General features: G+C 33.6%; 27 protein-coding genes and 5 pseudogenes. 11 read left to right on the plus strand and 21 right to left on the minus strand.

What is annotated here, in order from left to right; translation table 11 throughout:
* Window positions 1-71: 71 nt before the first annotated feature.
* A pseudogene (locus ACIQ7L_RS01680) lies at window positions 72-149 on the minus strand (ribonuclease); the annotation flags it as partial.
* A gap of 50 nt (window positions 150-199) precedes the next feature.
* On the minus strand, window positions 200-1,060 hold the full coding sequence (locus tag ACIQ7L_RS01685; RefSeq protein WP_400565895.1) for a DegV family protein: 861 nt from the start codon (window positions 1,058-1,060) through the stop codon (window positions 200-202).
* 247 nt (window positions 1,061-1,307) lie between these two features.
* Here ACIQ7L_RS01685 and ACIQ7L_RS01690 point away from each other — a divergent pair, with 247 nt between their 5' ends.
* The gene (locus tag ACIQ7L_RS01690; protein ID WP_400565898.1) at window positions 1,308-1,739 is read left to right on the plus strand and encodes a GNAT family N-acetyltransferase; all 432 of its coding nucleotides are present in this window, start codon (window positions 1,308-1,310) and stop codon (window positions 1,737-1,739) included.
* 384 nt (window positions 1,740-2,123) lie between these two features.
* Window positions 2,124-2,444 (plus strand): hypothetical protein, encoded by a 321-nt coding sequence (locus ACIQ7L_RS01695; protein ID WP_097898245.1) that lies wholly within the window; start codon window positions 2,124-2,126, stop codon window positions 2,442-2,444.
* 171 nt (window positions 2,445-2,615) lie between these two features.
* Here the strand turns inward: ACIQ7L_RS01695 and ACIQ7L_RS01700 are convergent, their stop codons facing one another.
* From ACIQ7L_RS01700 to ACIQ7L_RS01715, 4 genes are all read right to left on the minus strand, one after another.
* Window positions 2,616-3,323, minus strand: a complete 708-nt coding sequence (locus ACIQ7L_RS01700) for a cytoplasmic protein (RefSeq protein WP_400566325.1) — start codon at window positions 3,321-3,323, stop codon at window positions 2,616-2,618.
* Window positions 3,324-3,347: 24 nt separating this feature from the next.
* Window positions 3,348-4,058: a polymer-forming cytoskeletal protein gene (locus ACIQ7L_RS01705; RefSeq protein WP_400565900.1), complete on the minus strand. Its 711-nt coding sequence runs from the start codon at window positions 4,056-4,058 to the stop codon at window positions 3,348-3,350.
* 13 nt (window positions 4,059-4,071) lie between these two features.
* The gene (locus tag ACIQ7L_RS01710; RefSeq protein WP_400565902.1) at window positions 4,072-4,695 is read right to left on the minus strand and encodes a YhbD family protein; all 624 of its coding nucleotides are present in this window, start codon (window positions 4,693-4,695) and stop codon (window positions 4,072-4,074) included.
* 159 nt (window positions 4,696-4,854) lie between these two features.
* Window positions 4,855-6,645: an SgrR family transcriptional regulator gene (locus tag ACIQ7L_RS01715; RefSeq protein WP_400565904.1), complete on the minus strand. Its 1,791-nt coding sequence runs from the start codon at window positions 6,643-6,645 to the stop codon at window positions 4,855-4,857.
* Between the two features lie 48 nt (window positions 6,646-6,693).
* On the opposite strand from ACIQ7L_RS01715, the gene ACIQ7L_RS01720 reads away from it, so the two are divergent.
* A complete protein-coding gene (locus tag ACIQ7L_RS01720; RefSeq protein WP_400565906.1) occupies window positions 6,694-7,896 on the plus strand; it encodes an MDR family MFS transporter in 1,203 nt (400 codons plus the stop codon).
* Between the two features lie 216 nt (window positions 7,897-8,112).
* Here the strand turns inward: ACIQ7L_RS01720 and ACIQ7L_RS01725 are convergent, their stop codons facing one another.
* The 13 genes and pseudogenes from ACIQ7L_RS01725 to ACIQ7L_RS01785 form a co-directional block, all read right to left on the minus strand.
* The gene (locus tag ACIQ7L_RS01725; RefSeq protein ID WP_400565907.1) at window positions 8,113-8,532 is read right to left on the minus strand and encodes a GNAT family N-acetyltransferase; all 420 of its coding nucleotides are present in this window, start codon (window positions 8,530-8,532) and stop codon (window positions 8,113-8,115) included.
* A gap of 180 nt (window positions 8,533-8,712) precedes the next feature.
* Complete coding sequence (locus ACIQ7L_RS01730; RefSeq protein ID WP_400565909.1) at window positions 8,713-9,348, minus strand: class I SAM-dependent methyltransferase; 636 nt, start codon at window positions 9,346-9,348, stop codon at window positions 8,713-8,715.
* A gap of 126 nt (window positions 9,349-9,474) precedes the next feature.
* Window positions 9,475-10,326, minus strand: a complete 852-nt coding sequence (locus ACIQ7L_RS01735) for an aminopeptidase (RefSeq protein ID WP_400566326.1) — start codon at window positions 10,324-10,326, stop codon at window positions 9,475-9,477.
* A 159-nt stretch (window positions 10,327-10,485) separates the two neighbouring features.
* Entirely contained in the window at window positions 10,486-10,881 is a 396-nt protein-coding gene (locus ACIQ7L_RS01740) for a cytosolic protein (protein ID WP_400565912.1), read from the minus strand.
* Window positions 10,882-10,975: 94 nt separating this feature from the next.
* Entirely contained in the window at window positions 10,976-11,224 is a 249-nt protein-coding gene (locus tag ACIQ7L_RS01745; RefSeq protein ID WP_400565914.1) for a GlsB/YeaQ/YmgE family stress response membrane protein, read from the minus strand.
* 528 nt (window positions 11,225-11,752) lie between these two features.
* Window positions 11,753-11,935 (minus strand): annotated as a pseudogene (locus ACIQ7L_RS01750) (nucleoside hydrolase); the annotation flags it as partial.
* Between the two features lie 64 nt (window positions 11,936-11,999).
* A complete protein-coding gene (locus ACIQ7L_RS01755) occupies window positions 12,000-12,188 on the minus strand; it encodes a YvzF family protein (RefSeq protein WP_400565917.1) in 189 nt (62 codons plus the stop codon).
* Window positions 12,189-12,260: 72 nt separating this feature from the next.
* Window positions 12,261-13,046, minus strand: a complete 786-nt coding sequence (locus ACIQ7L_RS01760) for a class I SAM-dependent methyltransferase (protein ID WP_400565920.1) — start codon at window positions 13,044-13,046, stop codon at window positions 12,261-12,263.
* Window positions 13,047-13,742: 696 nt separating this feature from the next.
* Window positions 13,743-15,683 (minus strand): S-layer homology domain-containing protein, encoded by a 1,941-nt coding sequence (locus ACIQ7L_RS01765; protein ID WP_400565923.1) that lies wholly within the window; start codon window positions 15,681-15,683, stop codon window positions 13,743-13,745.
* A 259-nt stretch (window positions 15,684-15,942) separates the two neighbouring features.
* Window positions 15,943-16,479 carry a restriction endonuclease gene (locus tag ACIQ7L_RS01770; RefSeq protein WP_400565925.1) on the minus strand — a complete coding sequence of 179 codons (537 nt, stop codon included), beginning with the start codon at window positions 16,477-16,479 and terminating at the stop codon, window positions 15,943-15,945.
* A 214-nt stretch (window positions 16,480-16,693) separates the two neighbouring features.
* Complete coding sequence (locus ACIQ7L_RS01775) at window positions 16,694-16,969, minus strand: RRXRR domain-containing protein (RefSeq protein WP_400565928.1); 276 nt, start codon at window positions 16,967-16,969, stop codon at window positions 16,694-16,696.
* 309 nt (window positions 16,970-17,278) lie between these two features.
* Entirely contained in the window at window positions 17,279-17,623 is a 345-nt protein-coding gene (locus ACIQ7L_RS01780) for a cupin domain-containing protein (protein ID WP_400565930.1), read from the minus strand.
* A 61-nt stretch (window positions 17,624-17,684) separates the two neighbouring features.
* Window positions 17,685-17,936 (minus strand): annotated as a pseudogene (locus ACIQ7L_RS01785) (phage terminase small subunit-related protein); the annotation flags it as partial.
* Between the two features lie 136 nt (window positions 17,937-18,072).
* On the opposite strand from ACIQ7L_RS01785, the gene ACIQ7L_RS01790 reads away from it, so the two are divergent.
* From ACIQ7L_RS01790 to ACIQ7L_RS01805, 4 genes and pseudogenes are all read left to right on the plus strand, one after another.
* Complete coding sequence (locus tag ACIQ7L_RS01790; RefSeq protein ID WP_400565932.1) at window positions 18,073-18,276, plus strand: hypothetical protein; 204 nt, start codon at window positions 18,073-18,075, stop codon at window positions 18,274-18,276.
* 43 nt (window positions 18,277-18,319) lie between these two features.
* Window positions 18,320-18,507: pseudogene (locus ACIQ7L_RS01795) on the plus strand (hypothetical protein).
* Window positions 18,508-18,662: 155 nt separating this feature from the next.
* Window positions 18,663-19,025, plus strand: coding sequence for a DUF3914 domain-containing protein (locus tag ACIQ7L_RS01800; RefSeq protein ID WP_400565933.1), 363 nt, complete (start codon window positions 18,663-18,665; stop codon window positions 19,023-19,025).
* Window positions 19,026-19,146: 121 nt separating this feature from the next.
* Window positions 19,147-19,537 (plus strand): annotated as a pseudogene (locus tag ACIQ7L_RS01805) (IS3 family transposase); the annotation flags it as partial.
* Between the two features lie 57 nt (window positions 19,538-19,594).
* Here ACIQ7L_RS01805 and ACIQ7L_RS01810 read toward each other — a convergent pair.
* Window positions 19,595-19,783, minus strand: a complete 189-nt coding sequence (locus tag ACIQ7L_RS01810) for a hypothetical protein (RefSeq protein WP_400565935.1) — start codon at window positions 19,781-19,783, stop codon at window positions 19,595-19,597.
* 693 nt (window positions 19,784-20,476) lie between these two features.
* Between ACIQ7L_RS01810 and ACIQ7L_RS01815 the strand changes: the two genes are divergently transcribed.
* On the plus strand, window positions 20,477-20,656 hold the full coding sequence (locus ACIQ7L_RS01815) for a flagellin (protein WP_400565938.1): 180 nt from the start codon (window positions 20,477-20,479) through the stop codon (window positions 20,654-20,656).
* Window positions 20,657-20,826: 170 nt separating this feature from the next.
* Here the strand turns inward: ACIQ7L_RS01815 and ACIQ7L_RS01820 are convergent, their stop codons facing one another.
* On the minus strand, window positions 20,827-21,414 hold the full coding sequence (locus ACIQ7L_RS01820; protein WP_400565940.1) for a hypothetical protein: 588 nt from the start codon (window positions 21,412-21,414) through the stop codon (window positions 20,827-20,829).
* A 278-nt stretch (window positions 21,415-21,692) separates the two neighbouring features.
* Between ACIQ7L_RS01820 and ACIQ7L_RS01825 the strand changes: the two genes are divergently transcribed.
* The 3 genes from ACIQ7L_RS01825 (at window position 21,693) to coaW (ending at window position 24,240) form a co-directional block, all read left to right on the plus strand.
* Entirely contained in the window at window positions 21,693-22,892 is a 1,200-nt protein-coding gene (locus ACIQ7L_RS01825) for an LL-diaminopimelate aminotransferase (protein WP_400565942.1), read from the plus strand.
* A gap of 72 nt (window positions 22,893-22,964) precedes the next feature.
* Window positions 22,965-23,363 (plus strand): 3-hydroxyacyl-ACP dehydratase FabZ family protein, encoded by a 399-nt coding sequence (locus tag ACIQ7L_RS01830; RefSeq protein WP_400565944.1) that lies wholly within the window; start codon window positions 22,965-22,967, stop codon window positions 23,361-23,363.
* Between the two features lie 55 nt (window positions 23,364-23,418).
* Window positions 23,419-24,240, plus strand: a complete 822-nt coding sequence (coaW, locus tag ACIQ7L_RS01835; RefSeq protein ID WP_400565945.1) for a type II pantothenate kinase — start codon at window positions 23,419-23,421, stop codon at window positions 24,238-24,240.
* Window positions 24,241-24,505 lie beyond the last annotated feature (265 nt).

The following is a 24,505-nucleotide window of genomic DNA, read 5'->3' on the forward strand; positions in this document are numbered from 1 at the left end:
AAGGAGTGGTCCTTATGACCACCCCTTTCTACTTTAAGTTTTTATCAAACTATGACTTTACTTGTTTATTTTCAAATTTCATTTACCCATTCAGGATGATCAATAACTGGATTACGGTTATGTTGATATTTTGTAAAAATGATTTCATCACTAGTAGCTACATGGCACTAAAAAAGGATTGATCCAAAAGATCAATCCTTTACTCTACTTCATTTAAGAAGAACAATGCTAAAACGCCCGGTCCTGTATGTGCACCAATTGCTGATCCAATTGTATTTATAATAAACACTTCACATCCAAATCTTTCAGTGATTAATGCTTTTAATGCATTCGCAGTTTCTAAATCATCACCGTGTGTAATGCCAATTGTTTGACCTTTAAGTTCTTTTCCTCGCTCTTCCATTATATCGACAATTCGGCCTAGAACTTTCTTTCTACCTCTTATTTTTTCGAGTGGTACAAGCTGGCCTTCATCAACATTTAAAATCGGCTTAATATTTAATAAACCTCCAATAAACCCAGCTACCTTACTTAAACGTCCGCCTCTTACTAAATACTGCAAGTCAGCTACAGTAAAGATATGCTCCATATGTTTTGTTAGAAAAGCAATACGGTTCAAGATTTCTTCTTTTGATGCACCATCTTTAGCCATTTTTGCTGCTTCTAGTACAACCCAACCTTGACCAAGTGAAGCACATTTCGTATTAATAATTTCTAAATCGAAATCTGCATATGTTTCTTGTACTTCTTCTTTAATAACAACTGAAGATTGATATGTACCAGAAAGCTCAGATGAGAAAGCTAAATATATACAAGGTGTACCTTGCTTTGCATATGTAATGAATTTTTCTTGGAATGTTTCTAATGATGGTAATGATGTTTTATATACTTCGCCTTCTCTCATTTTTTGCAACAATTGAACTGATTCTAATGTCACTCCATCTAAATACTCTGTTTCTGCCTCGTCATATACACGAAGTGGAATTAAATCTATATCATAAGCTTGCAGCAATTCTTTCGGTAAGTCAGCCGCACTATCCGTAATGATTTTAACGCTCATTTTTAAACCTCTATTCTGTTATAAGTATACTAAAATAAGAACATTTACCTTTAAATTATATACGTAAAACAAGAATGAAGAAAGAGAAAGTATTCTATATTCTATGCTCGAAATGTTCAGAAATTCATTTCAACTCAATAATTACTTTTGTAAATCTCCCGCAAATAAACACCCTTAAGTTCCATTACAATTCACATGCTTCTATATATAATATAGAATATCAGAGTTTTACAAGGGGGATAATGTTATGGGAATTCAATTTGCTACATTAGAAGATTTAGAGTGGATTAATGATCAATATACGTCTGTAGGATTTGTTCCGAGCGATTTAAAACAAGATAAAGTCGCAATTATTACATACAACGGCGAACAAGCTGGATTAGGACGTTTAGTTTATATTGATGAACAAACAATTGAAATGGGTGGTATTTACATACTTCCAAAATATAGAGGTTATAAATTAGCGGGAGAACTAGTTTCTTTTTTAGTCCAAACTGCAAAGCAATTACAGGTACCACATGTTTATTGTATCCCTTTTGAAGAACTTGAAGCTTTCTATAAAAAATATGGCTTTAAAGAAGTTCATGCTGCGCATGAAACTGTTCACCCAAATATTTTACATAAATACAATTGGTGTTTACAGGAATACGATAAGAATGTTTTATTATTTAAATTGTAATTACTTTCAAAGTCTTACTTCATTCTATACAAATTGCTTTTCCACAAACAAAGGCAGCATGCACAAATTGTACATGCTGCCTTTCAATCTATAAAATGAGATTCCTTTATATCCCTCACTATCTGTTTCATCAAATACATACACACGTAAAAATGTATTGAATTTCAAGTTTTTTAGCAGTGAACTTAATAGTCGCTGTATTTCCCTTTTCATCATATTCCGTTACTATGTATTCGTAACGCTTCCATTCAACATATTTCGAGAGAAAAACATAAAAAATATATCAAATTCTCCAAAAATCCACATAACAATTTCATCTTTCCATTAAAAAACGTTATAATAAATTGTAGCCTCTACGATTACGTTATAAAGGAGATTGAAATAATGGCTAAAATTAAAGTGTATCAAGCAAAAGAAGAAAGTATGGAAGCAGTAAAAAACATCATTGATGTTGAAGAACAAAACCCAACTGCTGATAATTTACAAAATCTATATGCATGTGTATTAGATACTGAGGATATGGCTTTGCCTGAATCATACATAGAAGAAGATATCTTAATTGATTCTATCGAAGTAATGGTTAACGCTTCTCAAAATAAATTAAGAGACCTAGGTACATACGATGTAATTGAAGTTCAAAATAAAGGCAAAAAAACACAAATTTTATTATTAGCAGACGAAGAATACGAAATTATCGAAGGTTAATTCGTATCGGTACATATGAAAAAGCTCCTTTCTAAATTTGAAAAGAGCTCTTTCTGTTTTTACTTCGCATGTGGCAAAAAAAAGCCCTGACCGCTTCTATGCATGACCAGATGCTCTCTCTCACCTAAAAAGAGGGGTTTTTATTTTGTGACGGAATTTGTGACCTTGCACCTATACTCGTTTATATTCTTTTACAATCGATTTCCCTTTTTGATTAAAACTAGTATGATATTCAACAACACTTATTTCACACCCAGGGCCAATAGTAACATTGTTTCCTCTTACTATTTCAGCTATTGTATGTTCTAAGTAGATGTCGTCCCCTTCAACAATTGATGTTTGAAGGTTACCAATGCGATTTGCAAAAGGAATAAATCTAGCCTTTTTTCGTACAGTAATCTTTTTCCCTCCTATTTCTCTCACTTTACTTCCTTCATAACGCAGTGCAATCTGAATATTTTCAGCATTTAAAAGCCCTTCACTTTCAAGGCCACCTGTTAATAAAAATTCTTCGACCTCAATGTCTCCTTTTACAGTCAATCCACCGTTAATATCCACAAAATTTCCAGACAGCTTACCATTCGCTTCAAACATTCCTCGAACTTTTGCTTTGTCAATGTGACAATCATTCTGTACTTTTGTATTACCGTACACTTTCACATATTCAGCGTGTAAACTTCCTTGCACTTCGCTATCTCCATACACAACATAGGCCTTTGCCTTCATATCACCATGGACATGACTTGCTCCGTATGCTTTAAACTCATTACAACTAACGTGATTAGAAATTGTTCCTTCTCCTCGAATCTTCACTTTATTATAAGCCCCGCCTGATGAACTGCCCGAGCCATTTAAAGTGAGACTATGCTGATTTTCCATATTCATTCCTCTCTCCCGCAAAAATTAAACTTGCTGAATTTCTTTTACTTTTGCATTTTTATCGACATGAAGTATCCCTGTATATTCAATAAGTCCAATCTCACAATTTGGCCCCACCGTAACATTGTTTCCTCTTACTGTATTGATTTGTACGTGGTCAATATCTATATTGTCGCCTTCTAATAATTCAGCTTCTAACTGCGATCCAAACATTGTTTTAAAAAGTCTACTAAATGCAGACAATCTCTGCCTTACTTTAATCGTTTGTCCACCTATCTCTTTCGCTCTACATGTACCATGAATATCAATATCAATTTCATCCGCACTCAGTAAACCGCCGATTGTAAATTGTCCTTGTGATGAAAAAACATCCACTTCGCAATTACCATCTATAGTCGCTTGCCCGCGAATCTTCAATTCTTCTCCAGTCAAAGTACCACCAATTGTCCCTTTACCAGAAATCTTCATAGTACTAGCACTTACATCTTTTGTTATGGTTGCTTTTCCATCGATTCGCATATTTTCAGTTTTTACTTTACCATCAACTTTACCAGAGCCACTAATTCTTGTACGCTCACTTTTTATATCGCCGTTTACATTGCCTGACCCGTTACATTCAAAATCATCACAGTCAATATGTCCATTAACAGTTCCTTTTCCGTTTAACTGCACTTTATGGAACTCTCCACCATTTGAAGAACCGTAACCATTTATAATTAAATTTTCTGTACGCATTATTTATCCTCCACTACATCAGTTTTGTTTTTAATGCTTCTGTATAATTCATGATTGTTGTACGTACGACTATCTTCGTTCCTTTTTCAAAAAATAAATCATCTACATTTGAAACTAAGAAACATGTAGAAATACCTAACTTACGAACTACAACTAATTCACCATTCTTTTGTTTGATGATTTCATAATGCTCACGCAGCACTTGTAAAATCATCTTACCCTCTTCTAAACTAATTTCTCCGGATTGAAGCAGTTCTTCTAAAATGTATACATAAAGAATATCAACAAATTGAAACTCTGCTGATTTATTCGTTTGTTCTATATAGAATTGTATAACCGGTTCTGAAGCAATCCCTTTACGTATTACATCTTCTTTTGTTAAGTAAATTTCTGTGACGCTTGGCGAAAACATATTTGCTAATTCATCAAGAGACAAATCCTCTTTCATCGTTTGAATTTTATCAATACGATCTAATATCTTTTCTTTCGGAAAAAATGTTTCTTGGCCCGTAAAAGTCGATTTCCTTACAAACCAATCTTCCGGTATTAAATTTTTTCTTTTCCACCTATATAACTGTCCATATGAAATACCAGTCAGTTCCAATAAATCCTTTTTTGAAATTAAATCCGTACTCAACTGTATAACACTCCTTCCTAATAATAATGTAACATAACACTGTTACGCAGTAAATAGGTATTTATAAAAATGTGCGTAACACTCTTCAAAATCGAACTTTGATTCCATACAAAAAAGGCCCTTTCAAATTTTATTAAAAATCGAAAGAACCCTTATTTATTAAGGTTTAAACCATATATTATAAAAATCAATCCAGCCCTGTGAATTAATCATTATATTTTGCACTTTTTCATGTGTACTTATGTGTTGTTTATTGCGATATAAAGGAATAATATGAATGTTACGTAACAATGTGTCCTCGATATCGCGTAACAGTGTGATTCGTTTCTCCAAACTAGATTCCATAAAATACGGCCGTAATTGTTCATTGAAATCAAGAAAACTATGTTGATGAATAAAGCTGTTTTTGGAAAGAAACATATACAGCAAACTACCTTCTGTCTGTTCGCTAATTGTAGCACTGTCATGAATAATATCTGCCTGCTGTATCGTTTTAACCTGTAATAATTCTTGTGCATCAAGAAATTTTATGCCAATGTTAATCCCATATTGGGCACATTCTTTTTGAATCCAATGTGCATCTTCGACGTGATCCCGTTCTTTAAATGTATATAAATATAATACTTCATTACTATAATCACTATTTTTAATAAGAATATGAATATCCTCTTCTAATTTTGGTATAGAGCCATTCGTTAATACTAAATTCTTCGCCACTTCACCACGCTCTCCCTCTAACTCTTCAACTATTTCATGACTATGAATAATTTTATATAATGCTTTTCGAAATGTAACATCTTGCATAGGGCCTTGTTTGTCAATATTTAACGTTATGTATGTTACATTAGATTCCAGTTTAGAAAGTTCTTTATAATGCTTTTCTATGTCATTATGTTGCGCTTTTACTAAAACATCATATGTATCTATACTTTGTGGCACATTCCATAATTCAATCCGATCCAGAAAGGGCCGTTCACGAAAATACAGATCATGGGCTTCTAATACAAAAATAGCATCATTATTTGCACACAGTTTAAACGGTCCCGTTCCAATTAAGTTGCATTCTTCATCTTCCATTACAATAGAACACTGTTCTGCACTTAAACCATATAAAAATAACTTATTTTCTGTATGCAAGTGAATTTCCACAATATATTCATCTACAATATGCATTCTTTCAATATGTTGTAACATCCACAAATGCGGATTATTCTCCTTATGTATAAACCTATTAAATGTATGAACAACATCATGAGCAGTAAATCGTCTCCCGTTATGAAATGGAACACCTTTACGTAAATAGAAAGTCCATACTTTTTGATTACCATTATATTCCCAGTGAAATGCGAGTCTCGGTTCTACTGTATTTGTGTCTTCGTTAACATATATAAGTGTGTCATAAACATGTTTCACCATATGACACTCCGAACGCATAGTAGCGTATACAGGATCCAAAGAAATACTGAGCTTCATTTCAACTTGTAAACGAAGTACATCTTTTCTGCCTTGAGAAGTCATTTCAATTTGATAACCAAATATGGAATCGATCCAATTTTGAAATTGCTGTTTCAATGAAGAGAAATAGGGGCTATACTGCTCAACAAATGCTTTTCCGCCTTTTACATCCCCTTGTTTCGTTATTTCTTTCCCCTTTTCTAAAATTAAAGAAATAGGATGTTTTCGAAACGATAACTTTGATCGATTCCCTCTCCCGCGGCCAGGGAACCAACAAATCCAATTCAGTTCTTCTAATTTTTTTATAATAAATTTACTATTACGATCCGTGCAAAACAATGTTTCTGATATATGTTGTAATGATATTTCTAATTTCTCTCCCTCTGTTCTCCCTTTTCCATACTGGAGCCACAGCTGTATGTATTGCTCCAAAATAATCATACGAATCCCCCTAAAAGATGAAAAATCCCGCTCTTTCATTCTACCCTTTTTCATTTCTTGCTTCCATCTTATGATTTCCATATAGAAAGGAGGAAATGAAGAATGAATCATCTTATAAAACGTTATAGTAAACCAATCTGGATTCGATTATTAGGAGAATTATTAATTCGGACAACTGAAGCCATGTTAGCAATTATTTTTATTGTACATGTTAATCACGTTCTAAAAGGTAATGTGTTTCTTACCATGCTTCTTTTTGGATTACAGCCACTTTCTGATATTGTATTTACGTTATTTGCTGGAGGGGTAACAGATCGCTACGGCAGAAAGAAAATTATGTTACTCGGATTGTTCTTTCAAGTAATTGCAATAAGCGGATTTGTTTTTGCTGAATCAGTCATATTCTTTGCTTTGCTATATGTTCTGAACGGTATTGGTCGTTCTTTATATATTCCTGCTCAGCGTGCCCAAATTGCTGATTTAACAAAACAAGAAAAACAAGCCGAAATATTCGCTGTTCTTCAAACAGTAGGAGCTATTGGTTCTGTAATTGGTCCATTAATCGGTGCCTTTTTTTATACTAGTCACCCTGAATACTTATTTATAATTCAGGGTGTAGCCCTCATCTTGTATGCCATTCTCGTATGGACACAGCTACCAGAAACAGCTCCGATGATTCAAAATGAAAGGTCATTAAAAACAACTACACGGAAGCAGTTTATTTTTAAGCATTATGCTGTATTTGGCCTGATGCTATCCACTCTTCCAATTAGCTTTTTCTATGCTCAAACCGAAACCAACTATCGTGTATTTGCAGAGAGTATCTTCCCGAATTTCCTATTCGTACTCGCATTTATCTCGACTTGTAAAGCTATAATGGAAATCATACTACAGGTCGGTCTTGTTAAATGGTCTGAACAATTTTCGATGCCTAAAATCATTGTCATTTCATATGTTTGCTATACCTTTGCAGCCATTGGTTATGGTTATTCTACAACATTATGGTCATTATTCTTCACATTACTTTTCTGGACAATCGGGGAAAGTATTGCTTTAAACCACTTACTGCGATTCGTTTCAGAAATAGCGCCCAACCACAGACGTGGATTGTACTTTTCTATTTACGGCATACACTGGGATATTTCTCGCACTTGCGGACCTGCTATAGGGGCCATTATATTGAGCCATTTGAATGGTAGTACTCTATTCTACATTTGCGCTTGTTTATTAATAATAGGAGGAATCGTTCAAACATTCTTTATTCATTCTTTAGAACGAAACAAGAAAAAAGAGTTGTCCTTATAATATCGAATTGATTGAAAATGCAAGTTATTTATCGAAGAAGGAGAAAAAAAGGATAGACGAAATAGAAGATTCTACTTCGTCTATCCTTTTTTGTATTATGAATTATTCAGCCTTAAATTTAATTACTTGAGTTGATATATATACGACAGAATCCTATTAGCTTTTACATTATATGAATAGAAATTTATTTCTCAAAATAGTTCTTCATTATATATTTCATTCATATACCATAACCCAATATCTTTCTCCAATTTCTCCTTCTTCAACAACTTTCTTCCACCCATTGTTTTCATAAAATTTCATTGCTTTTTCGTTCTCAGATACGCACTTCAATCTTAAAGGTTTATTCATTTTTTCTATGGAGGCATGAAGCAACTCTCCACCAACACCCTTACCGGAAAAATCGGGATGGACAAATAAATTATGTATAAAGTTTTCTGGTAAATATAAAGAAGCAAATCCAAGGATACGATTATTTTCTTCTGCTAAAATAATATATTCTCCTACAGTATGTTTATCAAAATCTTCTAGAGTCATTTCTTCCATATCCGCCCAATGGAAACTTTTACGTCGTGATTCTAAATATATCATCCTTAAAACAGGGTAATCTAATTCATTTGCAACTCTAATATTCAAATTTTCACTCTCACTTTCTTTTACATAATTTATTCAACTTATGATTTTTTTCAGTTCCTTTAAAACCAAATTTTCTCGATGTATCCACCAATTTGGTTTATCGCTAAGAGCACCATAATGATAAACTTTTATTGTATTCACTAGATTCATCTCTTTACTACACAAGATTCAAAAAATCTATTAATTCAAACTTCCCATATATACTAATCCATTAGAGCGATTTCCATTCATCGTCACATATTCTACTTTTTCATATTCTAACTGCTGAAAATCGCTTGTCCATTCTTTTACTCGTTCCTCATTATGATGACGTAACACAGCTCCATCAGCCAATTCAAATACACCGTATGTATGATACTTTTCATAGTATTGGTTATACCGATTTATATTTCTTTCATCATCATTCAGTAAGAAATCGTTAATATAAACAATGCCCCCAGGCTTTAATACTCTTTTCACCTCTTGTAAAATGGCTTCCTGTTCTTGATTGCTATAGACACAAGTTAATACCGCAAATAACAATACCGCATCGAAAGAATGATCCGGAAAAGGAATCTTTCCACTCTCAATAACCTCAAAATGGATGTCTTTATTAAGTAACTTCGCTCGCTTAATCATTTCCTCTGAAAAATCTACACCGTATAAATTCATAAATTGATTTTGTTTTAGCTCAAGTAACGTTCTTCCATATCCACATCCATAATCTAATATAGCGGCTTCTTTATTCACATACTTTGAAAACCAATCAAACTGAAAAGGTGTAGTAAATTGTTTTTCATTCGCTACTTCATTCCAGTATTCTTTTTGGTGATTCATCTCCTGCATCCTCCTTCATTACTATGTAATATAGACGCTTCTGCCTTTCCATTCAAAATCCATGTAGAACTTCTTTTCCAGATCAATGAACTTACTAGGACAAACTAGAATACTAGCCAATCCTCATCATTTTCCTTCTTGCATCCAATCCATTACACTACTTTTCAAGTCATGTGAACACCAAAAAATAAGTGCTTGTTCTTCCCCAAACTCTGCTACTAAGTATTCAACATATGATGTGCCTAAGAAATAGCCAAGTCGATTATATCCAAAATAACGCCCTCCCGATAATCGGAACCATTCTCTTTCTTTTTCAAAATTCCATCCCGCGTTGTAATCCTCTAAAAATTCCTTCTTAATTTGAGAATTTTTGTTCATGTAGCACTGTAGCCATGCTTCGCCTTCATTATTGTATGAATAGTACACCGCGTCATGTAACCCGTTTACTACTTTTTTAGACAGATATGTTGCCACTCCTTCTCGATATAAACTGACCGTCGCATCTGTCCAATCAGCACGTCTCCAATTCATTCCGCTTCTATCTAATAAAGCATTATGATATATATGTCCAATCTCATGTGCTGCAATGACGCGAAGATGCTCTATATTAGGAGATAGCTTTTCTGCTGCGAAAAATATTTGACCAATGATTTCTCTTTCAACGAATGCATTCGAGCCAAAACCACCGACAAATAAATGAAATTGTAAATCTAACTCCAAATCAAAACGAGCGATATAATCATTCATAACATCTTGGATAATACCCGGTAACGTTTCAGAAATAACTAAAATGTCTTGTAATTTATCTGGATATTTTTGAATCGCTTCAGAAAGCCGTTCTGTTGTTTTCGGACAATGATACATGAAATATTCTTTGAAAGCTTCTGGATATGTATCGTAGTACTTTTGTAAGTCATCAATTGATACTTCACCATTCCTACACAAACTTAAAAAACTTGGAATCGTATTATTTATTATCATCGTATATCTTCTCCCTACATCCTTCTGAAAAAATTTCCATCTATACACCTTCTCTTTCAAACGATATGACTCCTTCTTATAACATCATTTAAAAATAGATCTAAACCCAAAATTAAAAAAGCTGCTCTATGAAAGAGCAGCTTCAAATATGTATTTCTATACTTCAATATTTTTCCCATCTTCAACGATATGGAAAAGTAAGTGAGCTAAATGATGAATAGGGCCATACTCTTCCTCTTCTTCATCCGTTTCACCTTGGAATTCAAGATCATTTAAATACAATGCTAAAAATTGATAGAATAATTTCAAATCAAATCCGTAGCAAGCACTTGGTTCTTCATGATCTCCTTCATATTGCAACATTAAGTATTGTTCATTTCCTTCTACGTCTTCTGCATCAAAGAATACAAAGAAACCAACATTTGTGTCTAAATCAAATAGATGACGAGTACCGTTTTCTGTTGCTTTATTAAAGTCCTCTTCACTTAACTTATGTACTGTTGTTGCTTTTGCATTGTCTTCTTGATGAAAGTTTACTGTAAATGATTTCAATGCTGACACCTCCTGATTGTATAACAGTAGCATAACAGATTAGGACAAATAATACAAAATGGATCGCTGACAATTGTCGGCGATCCATCTAATTTCATTTTCGAATTGCACGTAACAATAAGCTGACAATAAAAATTAAAACAATGGCACCAATTAATGCTGGAATAATTGCATACCCTCCGATAACCGGTCCAAACGTACCCAATAATAATGTCCCAAGCCAAGAACCAATAATCCCAGCAATAATGTTACCGATAACTCCACCAGGTACATCTTTTCCAGTAAGCAAACTTGCAAACCAGCCTAGAATACCGCCAACAATTAAAGACCATATAAATGCCATATTATTACCTCCTTCATTTTATAAAGCAAAAATAATAACCCTAAATCATTACTTACCATTAGTTATGTTACTTTTCTTGATAAGTTATACTGTTAACCCGCGTATGCTAACAACACTTAAACAAACCACTCTTAATACTTCACATCTTTTATCCTCTGGCCTAACTATTTATTGGTTTGATAGTGGATGTATAATAAGAAAACGAGACTCCAAATATATACCCAAAAAGAACGAGTGCTTTGTCTCATTTCTTAACATTCAGTGAAATTAACAATACGTCTACTCTAAAGGGGGAATGTACATTAAATAATGTAGATTTATTATTATTAAATCTATCCGAAGTTAAAAGGGGGAGTATCAAAGTTTGGATGGCTATTCCTGAGGATACATTAGATTGAAAACCAGATGCTGAAGCATTAAATTGTAAAGAGATGATAAGACACGTTCTTGCAGCTGAATACGGTTATCTACAAATACTAGAAAGTGTACAAAATCCATCATATCCTTTTGAAACAAGACCATTTACATCTGTTCAAGATGAGTAACATTTTCAGTTGCAATTTCTCTTGAAACGTTACCGTAATTCGCAACAATTCCAATACTACTAAGACGACATGGTTTGTCTGCATAAATTAAGGAAACAGCATCCTCAATACCAAAATCTCTAAAAAAGATTATTTTCTTATAATCTTCATTCCCCCTCTTCAGCATATTCTACTACTATTAGTATGCTGAAAAGACAAGACGGTGAAACAGTGTAAAGTAAAAAAGCCGCCTATTTGTTGGCGACTTCCATCTTTTTATAAGAAAGATATGCTAATACATTCTTACTTGTATTATATTTCGGATTGTTTCCTTTTCTCGGCTCCCTAACATATGTTTTTTCAAAGCCAGGAATTTCAGGCATCTTCTCCAAAAATTCAACAATCTCTTTTTCAGTTCCCTCAATACGTACACGAATCATTATTATTACTGCTCCTCAATCCTTGTTTTCTCTATATTAAGTATAGCGTACTTAGGAAAGACTGCAAGATAATTATCTTTTTAATGTTGCACTCTTTTGACACACAAAGAGTGCCATCTCTGTATAAAACGATTCTACTTTATTATTTTCAAAATGAATTTTGAAAAACTCCTTCATTTCATTTGAAGTTTTCATCATACAATCTGTTAGCTTTATACGTTTTTGCGGCGGTACGTCCATCATGTCACACCACCAGTCAAAATTAAATTGCTTCTCAAATGTAAGACATGAATGCATTTGTAAACCATGCGTTTCTAATAACGAAATCCATTCTGTTTTTTTTAGTGCCCGTTGATGGCTCGGATCTCGTTTCTTCTCAATAAAATTATAAAATGTATCATATTCTGTATGTTCTGGGGAGACATTATCAATTAAAATAAAGAGTCCTTTTTCTTCTAGTGTGCGGTGTACCTCAAAAATAAATTGGGAAGGATTTGAAAAATGATGCGCCGCGATGCGACAAGTAATTGTATCAAATGATGCGTTAGGAAATGGTAAATTCTCTGCATTTCCGACGACAAATGATACATTTTCATGTCCATTTGTCTTAATAAACTTTTTCGCATTTTCTAACATTTTTTCTGTTAAATCAAGTGCGACGATCTCTTTAAAAAATGGAGCTAACACATTAGCAACATGCCCACCACCTGTAGCGATGTCAAGAAGACGAATATTTTTGCGAGCTTCTACTTGCTGAACTAAATATTGTAAATCTGGTCCTTTTGCATGAATGTTACTTTTTACATATTTTTCAGCATTACTACCAAATTGTGTTTTTACAAGTTCTTCGTTACTCATCCTAAATCATCTTCTTTCTACATATATTTACATATTATATTTTTCATGTAGATATCCTTTGTTAAATTTTATCAAACACTGACAAAACAATAAATACTCATTTGTTATTTTTCTTAGTTTAGGATTTAAAATGATATAGAAGGGAACGTCTCATCCTTGTATCGATTTTCATATCAAAATATTGTCTTGATAAAACCTGAATTATTAGCGTCATCAAAGAACGCAAACGCTAAAAACTTCTTCCTAGCATGGTGTGAATGGATTTCTAACTATACTACATGGAACATTTACGTAGTCGATTATCATGGCAAAGTAAAACAATATCCTAATGGAATTTTTGTAACTAATAAAAATAGCGACTCAACTGAGTCGCTGTTTTTATGTTAATCGAAAAATTTAAGGGGATTTTACTATGACTATTACAAATCATGTAATCCAGCGTTTTCTCAAGAGCGAATTACATTCGAATCACCAGAGTGGAGCGGAGGCGTTGTTGCTAACGATATTTGTATAGAGTGTATGTTTGATTGGAATTGATACTTTTAATTACTCAACCCATAGTTAAAAGCACAAGACAAATAGAGATAATCGCTACGAAGTACTACCTCACCTTTTTAAGTTTGAGATGAGGTAGACCTAGATGCTTCACTTGGTGAAGTGTGTAACCTTTATGCCCCAGTAGTTACAAATATTAAATCAATAATTACTTAATTCGCTTTCAGGTGCTTGGATAATAACAGGGTTTTTGTCTGGGTCAATCCAACGTAAAATGTCGATAACATCTTGTTTAGATGCGCCAGTGCATCCGGCAGTCCAAGTATTCGATACATGGAAGAAGATTGCACTTCCCGCCCCCGGTGTGCGTTCATCAGTATTATAGTTAATTACAAATCCATAATCATATGCAGATACGTTCATATTTTCAGCAGAATTCCAACGACCATAAGCTGGTTTTTTCTGTAATGTATTATAGAGTTCAGAGTTTGAATCGTCTACCCAAACGTCATTAGACTGAATATCATGCCAAGGTAATTTCGTTCCAGGGTTTCCTTGACGACCAAATGCCATACCAATACCATATTTTCCACGTGGTGATTGTGTTACCGTTTCGCTCATTTGATTAGCAAAACCGTCTCTACCAATTTTACCATTGATGTTTTTAATCTCTTTCCATTTACTATTATTTTTGTCGAATGTTCTAATTTGAGCATTATTAGTACCGTATCCATTTGTTGTCACAAGAATCACTTGTTGGTTATTTTGAATAGTTTTAAAAGTATCAACTATAGTTCTAGGCTCTTGTGTATTCATCCATTGAAATCCTCCTTGTGTACGAATACGTAGCCAAGTCCCTCTTTCCTCTATAACCGTTACAGTTTGAGGAGAATATCCTCCTAATACATTAGCTGAAAATGATGCATCATCATACGTTGTAAAATCTCTATCTATGTCTACTCTTTTCTCGTTTAACAATACCCATTTATATCCTAATCCTGTAGGGATTCTAATCCAACCACCTTCTCTTTCTTCAATTACTGTCACTGGTTGCGGTTCGTACTCATACGCAATACCCGATGATAATGATGGTTCGTTATATGTGATAAAACTTCTATCTATGTCTATTTTCTTTTCATTTAAACAAACCCATTTAAGTCCCAAACCTGTACTAATTCGAATCCAACCACCTTCTCTTTCTTCATACACAGTTACAGGTTGTGGTTCATACTCATACGCAATTCCTGATGATAACGATGGTGCATTATATGTGAAAAACTTTTTATCTATATCAATTTTCTTTTCATTTAAGCAAACCCATTTAAAGCCTAATCCTGTTTGGATTTTAATCCAGCCGTCTTCTCTTTCTTCAAATACTGTCACTGGTTGCGGTTCGTACTCATACGCAATACCCGATGATAATGATGGTTCATTATATGTAAAGAAATTTTCAGGCATTTCTATTTGTTTTAACTGTACTTCTTTGTCTTTAGACATATCTGTTCGAGCAATTAAGCTTGCCGATTCTACACGAGTTACAGTTTGGTCAGGTTTCCAGCTATTATCACCATAACCTTTTGATATACCTAAGCCTACCAAGATATTTACTTGTTTTTCTCCCCAGTGTCCTTTTAAATCACTAAATACAGTAGGTACATTCCCATGTATTTTATCTTCTAACTTATACGCATGTACAAGCATTGATGCCATAGATGCTCTAGTTAGTTTTCCAGAAGGGTTAAACTTTCCGCTCCCGTCTCCCTTAATAACTCCGGCTTTTTCTGCGGCTGCAATGTATGGAGTCGCCCAATGATTTTGAGAGTCTGTAAAAGAAGGTTTTGCTGATGGCTCAATATTTAGATTTAGTATTTTAGCCATCATAGTTACAGCTGAACCTCTATCTATTTCTAAATTTGGTGAAAATGTTCCATCCGGCATTCCCGTAAGTACATTTTTATTTACTAGATAGTTAACAGACTCCTTTGCCCATTCTGGAACATCGTTAAAATTAGGAGTATATTTAGTTTCGTTTTGTGCAATTTTTTCTTGAGTTTGGTTTTCGAGTTCAGCAAATGAACTAGTAGGTAGTGCTAATGAAGTTAATGCGATGATTCCTGCCATAGCTAGTTTAGTATTTTTCATGATTTTATATTCCCTTTATGTTTAATTTATATTTTGTAACTTACATACTTAACAGTCTTTAAAATTTATGTAATACAAACTTGATTTACCATAAAAACTCACCTCTACTCTTTGTTTCTAAAATAATCAATCATTAAATGTTAAGTTACTTTGAAAACCTTTAAGTCAATCTTCTTCCCAGATAGTTAATTTATAATAGGGGAGCCCATCTAACATCTCCTATTTAGGAATAAAATGGATACAACATGTAAACAACTTATCATTGGATCTTTTTAATTCTATTTCTATGCGAAATTAATTCTATTAACTGTTCTCTATTAATTAATTGGATATTGTTCTTCCTAGCAAGAGTATACGCCGATTCAGAAAATCTATTATTTGTTATAACCCAACCTTTATGAGCATTGTAAAAAGGAATAGCGGAACTTACTTGCTGAACTGCATCCAAACCAACTGTTCTGTTATATCTTTTGACCTGTACAGCAATTACTTCCCTAGCTTTCTCAAGTATAAGATCTGCGCCATAGTCTCCAGACCTAGGGGTTGTTTCTACCTTATAACCCATGTCTCGGAATAAAACAGCTAAATATTGTTCGAATTCTTCTCCTTGCATAACATCAATCTCTTTAATTCCAGATTCAAGAATTTTCTTTTCAAGGTCTTTTTTGGCTTTAAACTTAAAGTAAAAATAAAGCCCTACTCCTATTATTAATAGCCAAAAAATAATTGGATATTGAACTATAACTAATAAACCAATAAACGGTACGATAACTATTAACCAATCTTTAGTCATCATTTTGTTATTTTTTCTCCTCACAATAAACACCCCTATATAAAAATGAAACAATGTATTTAGTTATAAATCCCTATTCTACTCTTACATTAAAAGAAAATCTTCATAATTTGATTCTAAACAAACAGAAGTTTCTTACGCTAAATAATTAATAAAATATAAATTCATGATGCTCCTCCTATAAAGCATTATACATAGTTTTTTAGATTCACTCATATCATCTCTCATAAAAAACATAAAAAGGACGCAGCTGGGTGGTTCCTTTTGCTAGCACTTTATCTGCAGTGGTAATCGCAATACCGATATGCTTTGCTCCGCTATCAATGCCAATTGTAGCGGGTTGCACCGTTTCACCAGTGGCATATAGAAGTTGAATCGTAATTGGTGTGTACTTCACAATTTTTGCTTTTCCTTGTTTGAGAAGAAGCCGTGCCTTGCGATTCCTGCAAGGCATGAGCGGTTCTCCTCTTACATTCTTGACAAATACACGCATGTTTTGTCCCTCCTAAGAGTTTGTTTCCCTTCGCCAATGTTTGTAGATGTTGGCAACTTCTCATGCAAGAAGGCTTGTGGTTGACCGTTCCTTCCCAATCAGAACTGTTACAGAGCCACCATAGAGCCAAGAACTAGGGACTCATTCTTGGGTATGCAACCTACGAACGGAGTCCACAAAAAACTGAGGCTAGACAACCCGGACTTTTTACAAGCCCCCACTTCAAAACATGTTAGCGTTTAAGTGGGGGTAGTTGACGTACATTTTTCCACAATCTTAAAACGAAAAATTTAATGAACGGTCACCCTATTATTTGGATGGGATTGGTAAGTTTTTTGATTGAATAACTAAGGCTGTCATTCCCATCTTGCTTCCTGATGAATGTCCTTCACCCTTATTCCACAGTACTCCTTCTCCACTTTTGAGATTAATTCTCTTTTCGTCTTCTCCTGCTACCCATCCTTCCCCTTGTACTACTATGAATAATTGTGGAACAGGTGCTTCATGATAACCAACAATGCCATCAGGATCAATATGAATAAAGCCTATATTAGTTGCTTCTTCTGTTTTTAATATTTTTGAATAAAAAGCAGAAATTGAATTATAATTTCCAATTTCATTACTATCTTCTTTATTAAAAATATATAATTCCATCAACTTTACCTCCACATTCCGACTCTTTTATTACTTAATTTTACATTATGTCAGCAATATTGAATATAATTTCCTTTTCGGTCAGCTCTTCATCATCTAACGTCTCTTTCAGTTTTGCTTTCGTTTTAGGATTTTTAACATTAGTAACGATACCATTCATTTGTTCATCCCATTTATCTTGTGATTTTCACTTTCTAATTTGCGAAGGTTTAAGATTTAACCCTTCCGCAATCTCAACAAGTGGCTTCTCACCTTTGCTTACTTTGTAAATTTCAAATGCTTTGTCACGATTTGAGCTTCTTTGTCTAGCCATATTAACCACCTCACGGTAATTCCGTTATAATTTTTAATTACAATAATCCCTTCTCTTTTATCAACATTTGAAAATTACGTTTCTTAAATGTATAATTATATTAAAAATCCTAATATTTCGAATTGAGGTGACGATTATGAGAAGCTTAGGTTCATTAGTGACCTCTACTGTATGTTCAGTAATCCTGATAATTTGGAATGCTTATACCTTCTATGACAAATTCACAACAGGAAATGCATATTTTTGGATTAGCGGTATTATAGGTGTGTTATTCCTGCTATTCTTTATCAGAGACATGCGAGATATCATCAAGAAAAACTATAGAACTTCAACACAATAGGAGCATTAGCAATTATAAATTTCATTTAAAAGATTTAAAATTCATGCTTTGCTTGTTCCCAATCATTGTTTTTTATACACTTATGAATTCCTCTCTGGGCTAATGCTCCACCAAGAGTTTCACTGGCCCAAGTTAATATGCACAATAATAATGATCCTGGCATTTATGGATATTAGAAAGAAACTTAAAAACAAAGATTATAGAACAGCATGGTGTAAAAGGAATCCTTAACAGGTTCCTTTTTCTATACAAAATAAAAAGCAGCTGTTAAGCTACTGTAATTGCTAATACAAATGGTATTTTTAATTTTTATTTACAATTTATTCAAAGGACTAAAAAATCATTTTATTTATATATATAATAATCATTAAAAAGGAGGTGTAAAAATGAGAATTGGATTGTCTGTAAATACAATGTATCAACCTGAAAAATTAAATCCTTCAAACGTTGTTGGAAATGATAAAAATAATTTCTCTACCACTAAAGTTAAAGACAACAAACCAGATGATTCTATTAAATTTGATATTCAATCATCTGAAAAAGAAACAAAACAACCTAGCCATAAGTTTACTGAAGTAGATTTATGGAAGATGTTAAAAGACAAAGGTGTACCATTATGGATTATTTTAGAGATTCTAAAGAAATTCCGTGCAGAAAAAGACAAAGAAGCTAATACTGCTAATGCTACAAGCAACACTTCTAATACATTTGAACCTGTAAATGAAACTAGATTAAATGAAGTGATGTAACTAAGTTATTATAATTCTTAATATCAAGGTACGAGAAAAGGAATCCTTTAGGGGTTCCTTTTCTCGTACAAAATAAAAAAGCAGCGAATTCGTTACTTTATAATTTGAAACCTATCATTGAATTTTGGATTTATTTAATGGTGAAATTATCACGTATACACTTGGCTCAAGACCAACTTATTCACCCAAGCCTTTGAACGTTTAACTGACGAAGATACACTCCTGATTCATTCTGATCAAGGTTGGCACTATCAAATGACACAATACCGTCATTCCCCCAATAAACGTGGCATTACACAAAGTATGTCCCGTAAAGGCAACTGTTACGTAACGCAGTAATTGAAAATTTCTTTGGCATCATGAAATCAGAATTTCTGTATCGAAAAGAACTTGAAAGCATAAAACATTTTAAACAAGAACTAGCAAAATATATAGAATACCATAATCATAAAAGAATTAAGGCAAAACTAAAGGGCATAAGTCCGGTACAATACCGGGCCCATGCCCTTTAGTTTTGCCTAATGAAATAACCTGTCTAACTTTTTGGGGTGCAGTACACTTTTGATGTGTTATTTATACATTTTAAGTGATCGTAGATGACGATGAATTTCTTTATAAAGTTCTTCAGCGGATTCTTGATACTTAACATTCTCTACAGCTATCTCCCTTAATGTTTCCAATTTTGACATTGCATCTTCAAAATTGTTATTAAAAATTACCTCTTTATCTTCCGCAGTAAATGCTTTTGATTCTCCCATACAATCCCCACCCTTCACATTATCGATTCGACAGAAAAAAGGAAAATCCTTCAAAATAAAACCCATCACTGAAAGGTGACAGCTCTAGAGGGGATTGGGGAAAAAGAGAAAACAAATAGTAAAGAATCTCTTTCAAGGTCAAGAATACTCTCAACCTTCTCCAACTCCTTTGGGGCAAGTAGTTCCCCTCCAGAAAATACTATATTCGAATAATGATATTGTAAATATTTGACCTAGACATCCCTCATAACTCTTGTGTATTCTATTATAGAAGAATAAAGTAAGACTTATTCTTTGCCATTTTAGGAAAAGTTCTGCTGGAGACAGCAGGACCTTTTTTCGTGAACTAAAAAGTAGAATAAAATAAAATTTTTGTTCTACTTAACCTTCCAAAATACGTAACTTCTTGTATAGTTCTCTGTCGTCTTTTTAAAAGGACCTGTCCCCAAATAGCAGGTCCTATTTAATTTGTTTGTTACTAAAATAGCGCGTTTTTATTTTGTTTAATTTTCATTTCATTTTCTATCCCGCATAATATTTCAAAGCTCCCCCATACTATTGTTACAACAGCATTTATTACTAAAAGATTTTTCAATACATTTTATGCATAATCAGTGCAATACTAAAAACGCTTCCGTAAATTTTAATAATTATTTTGCTTGTATACCTACATGTAATAAGGAGGAATGTAAAATGGAGAAAGCGAATGAAAATGTATCTAAATCAAGCCGTCGAACAAAAGAGGACGAAATTGCTACAGAGGCAGGTGTGATTCTAAAACTACAATCGCTTCAACCGGCAAGTGAAGAATCTGTATTAGCTCCAACTAATCAGCCTTCATCTAGCGTTCTGAAACCTCTTGAAGACAAATAAAGATTTTTATAAAAAAGTTCAGTCGCAAATTGAACTGTACACCGAATTGTGGACACTTAAAAAAGTCCATGATTCGGGGTTTTTGTGTATTTTTATACTCATTCCTCGTTATAATGGAAACAATGATAAAAGTTTCAATAAGTTTCTTTTTTATGTTATGAGTTCTTTATTCAATATCCTAAAAACTGAATATACTTCTGATCTTCTTCCTGCTTCATATATTCACATACATTTTCACAATAAGCTTGTACAATTAACGGAAGTGACAATACAAATAATTTCTTTAACACGTTTTCTTTATAAACATGGATCCAATTCTTTGTTTCTGCACAATGATTAAAAATTAATGTTTCATAACTTCCTAATTCCATTTCTATTTTACTTATTCCCATTTCTCTTAATAACTCTTTACATAGTAATGACCGGCAAGAAACAAATCGCGGGAAGTAATGCGCATAAATCATTTCACAGCACTTCTCCCTAATCATTTCTTCAAATTTAATATAGTGAACTCTCACTTCTAAATAGAATCCTCCCCTTCTCTCTCCACTATACTCCCGTAAAAAATCTTCAATTGTATTATACGTATAATCCTTGTGTGCCTGATTGATATGTACCAAAAAACCACTAGAATTCACGATAAATTTAGGAACTGCTATGTAATAATACACGACCCAAAAACAAAGTTTTTCTATTATTTCCTCTTCCTTCTCTTGTAAAAACTGCTCAAATATTTTTTTAAAAAACTGTTGTATCATAAGCCAACACCTCCCATGCACATTGTAAATTTATTTCAATTTATTTTCTAATCTGTAAACATTATTTTTCAGCCTTATAAACATAAGGTTTTACCTAAATCCAAAAGATTGAATTTTTATTATTAAACACGAAATATAGACTTTGCCCCTAAAACGTTTAATATATGTCAATCATTTCAATTTTCCTAAAAAAGTGATAAAATGTATTTATGTGTTTTCAGAATAATAAAAGAATAAAAACTATAAAGATGAAAACACAGCTTTTAGGAGGGGTTTTAATGACTTACACGTTAGCAACTAGAATGAAAGCATTTCAATCTTCTATATTTAGTGAATTAGCAGCCTATAAAAAAGAAAAAATTGCAGCAGGTCACCAAATGATTGATTTAAGTATCGGTAATCCAGATATGCCTCCTGCTGATTTTGTAAGAGAAACTATGGTACATACAGCAAGTGGAAAAGAAAATTACGGTTATACACTAACAGGTATTCAAGATTTTCACGAAGCAGTAACTGAATATTATTATAATAGTCACAATGTGATACTAGATCCAAACCGTGAAATATTACTATTAATGGGTTCGCAAGACGGACTTGTTCATTTACCTATGGTTTTTGCAAATCCAGGAGATCTTATTTTAGTTCCTGACCCTGGATATACAGCCTACGAAACAGGTATTCAAATGGCCGGTGCAAAATCTTACCTCATGCCTTTAAAGAAAGAAAATAACTTTCTACCTAATTTACAAGACATTCCTGAAGAGGTTGCGAAACAAGCAAAAATGATGATATTAAACTTCCCTGGAAATCCAGTTCCAGCAATGGCACATGAAGATTTCTTCAAAGAAGTTATCGCTTTTGCAAAACAACATCATATCATTGTTGTACATGATTTCGCATATGCTGAATTTTATTATGATGGCAAAAAACCAATTAGCTTTTTATCTGTACCTGGTGCGAAAGAAGTTGGCGTGGAGATTAACTCCCTATCCAAGAGTTATAGCTTAGCTGGCAGCCGCATTGGTTATCTGATTGGAAACGAAGAAATTGTAGGTGCACTTGCACAATTTAAATCGAACACAGATTACGGTGTGTTCTTGCCAATTCAAAAAGCAGCATCAGTTGCCTTGCGCCAAGGTGCTGAATATTGCGAGAAAAACCGCAGCATCTATCAAGAACGCAGGGATACTTTAGTTGACGGCTTTGCCTCTTTCGGTTGGCATGTTGAAAAACCTGCTGGTAGTATGTTCATCTGGGCTGAAATACCAAAAGAGTGGACTTCATTAGAATTTGCCTATGCACTAATGGATCGTGCAAATGTTGTTGTAACTCCTGGTCATGCATTCGGACCACATGGCGAAGGATTTGTCCGTATCGCACTTGTCCAAGATAAGAAGATGTTACAACAAGCTGTTGAAAACATTAAACATAGCGGCATTTTCTCTCTTGAAAACGCTAATGATTTAGTCAAAAATTAATTATCAATCCCCTGCTTACTTGTAGCAGGGGGTTATTATTTTTTCATTTAGAGATTACAACTGGAGGTTTATATGAATATTAACGATACACTGCCACATCGCTATCCTTTTTTAATGATTGATAACATTACAGAAATTGAGGATGGAAAATCTGTGAAAGGATACAAATTAATAACAAGTAATGAATGGTTTATAACTGAGAATCAAAGCAGTATGCCTCACATACTAATTGTAGAAGCACTTGCACAGCTTGGAGCATTCGTCGGGACAAACGAGTCTAATGGATTAGGATTTCTCTCTTCATTAGACGGTGTAGAATTTAATGGAACTGCTGCACCGGGTGATAAGCTGGATTTACATTATGAAGTTCTACGGAATAAACGAGGATTTATTCTCGGCAAAGGAATTGCTTCTGTAAACGGTAAAGCAATTGTTACAGTTGAAAAGCTATTAGTTTATATTACGAAATAAAGATTGAACGATAGCGGTTCATTGTGATAACTATACAATGATAAGGAGTACAAAGATGGAGAGTGCTGTCGGTATTGATGCGGGAGGAACACTAACAAAAATTGCTTACTTTAACGAAAGTAATGAATTACATTTCGAAAAATTTTACTCCTATGAACAAAACAAAATCAAAGAGTGGTTAAGTCAAAATAATTTTATAAACAGATTGTGTATAACTGGCGGTAAAGCCGAGCAGTTACAAACATTACTTTATGAAAAATATAAAACAGAATCCCTTGCCGAATTCGAGGCTACACTTGTAGGCGTTCATTATCTCATTGAAAAAGAAAAGCATTCCATAAATGACTTTGTTTTAACAAATATCGGTACAGGGACTTCCATTCATTATGTCCATAACCAAAATTACATTCGTGCTGGTGGCACAGGTATTGGCGGAGGCACAATAATGGGATTATCGAAATTATTAACGAATATAGACTGTTTTGAAGAGGTAATGCAACATACGAAACTAGGTTCTAGGCAGAATCTCGATATAACAGTTGGAGATATTTATAACGGTATTCTATCCCCTATTGATAGCAACTTAACAGCTAGTAATTTTGGAAAAGCTGCTATTGGTGAATCTCATTATAACAAATCCGATTTACTCGCCACTCTTCAAGGTCTTGTTGGCGAAGTAGTCACTGCGTTAAGCCTTCAATTTGCAGAAGCAAAAGGTATTGATCATATCGTTTATATTGGATCTACCCTATCAAACAATTCACATCTGCAAGAAATTATAGGGAGTTATACCGTGCACCAAAAGAAAAAACCTATCTTCTTGCAAGATCACGGTTTTAGCGGGGCTATTGGAGCTTTATTGCGTACAACAAAGTAAATTTATTATTAAAAGAGAAGGGGAGCTAAGCTTCCTTTCTCTTTTCTTATAAAATAGTTATTTCTTAGTAATCCCCCTGTAGAGCTTACAAAATTGTTAGCTCTTACCTGGTTTTATAGAACAATGGAGCCCTTACTCTCACTATATATCACATTTTCCTAACCTTTATGGGCATCCACACAGTCATATAGGTTTTGACCTACATATTGTACACAAAGTAATTACTTACTGTTTTTTAGGGAATATTGACGCCGCCTGCCTTAAA

This window comes from Bacillus sp. NPDC094106 (assembly GCF_044764345.1).
GTDB lineage: Bacteria > Bacillota > Bacilli > Bacillales > Bacillaceae_G > Bacillus_A.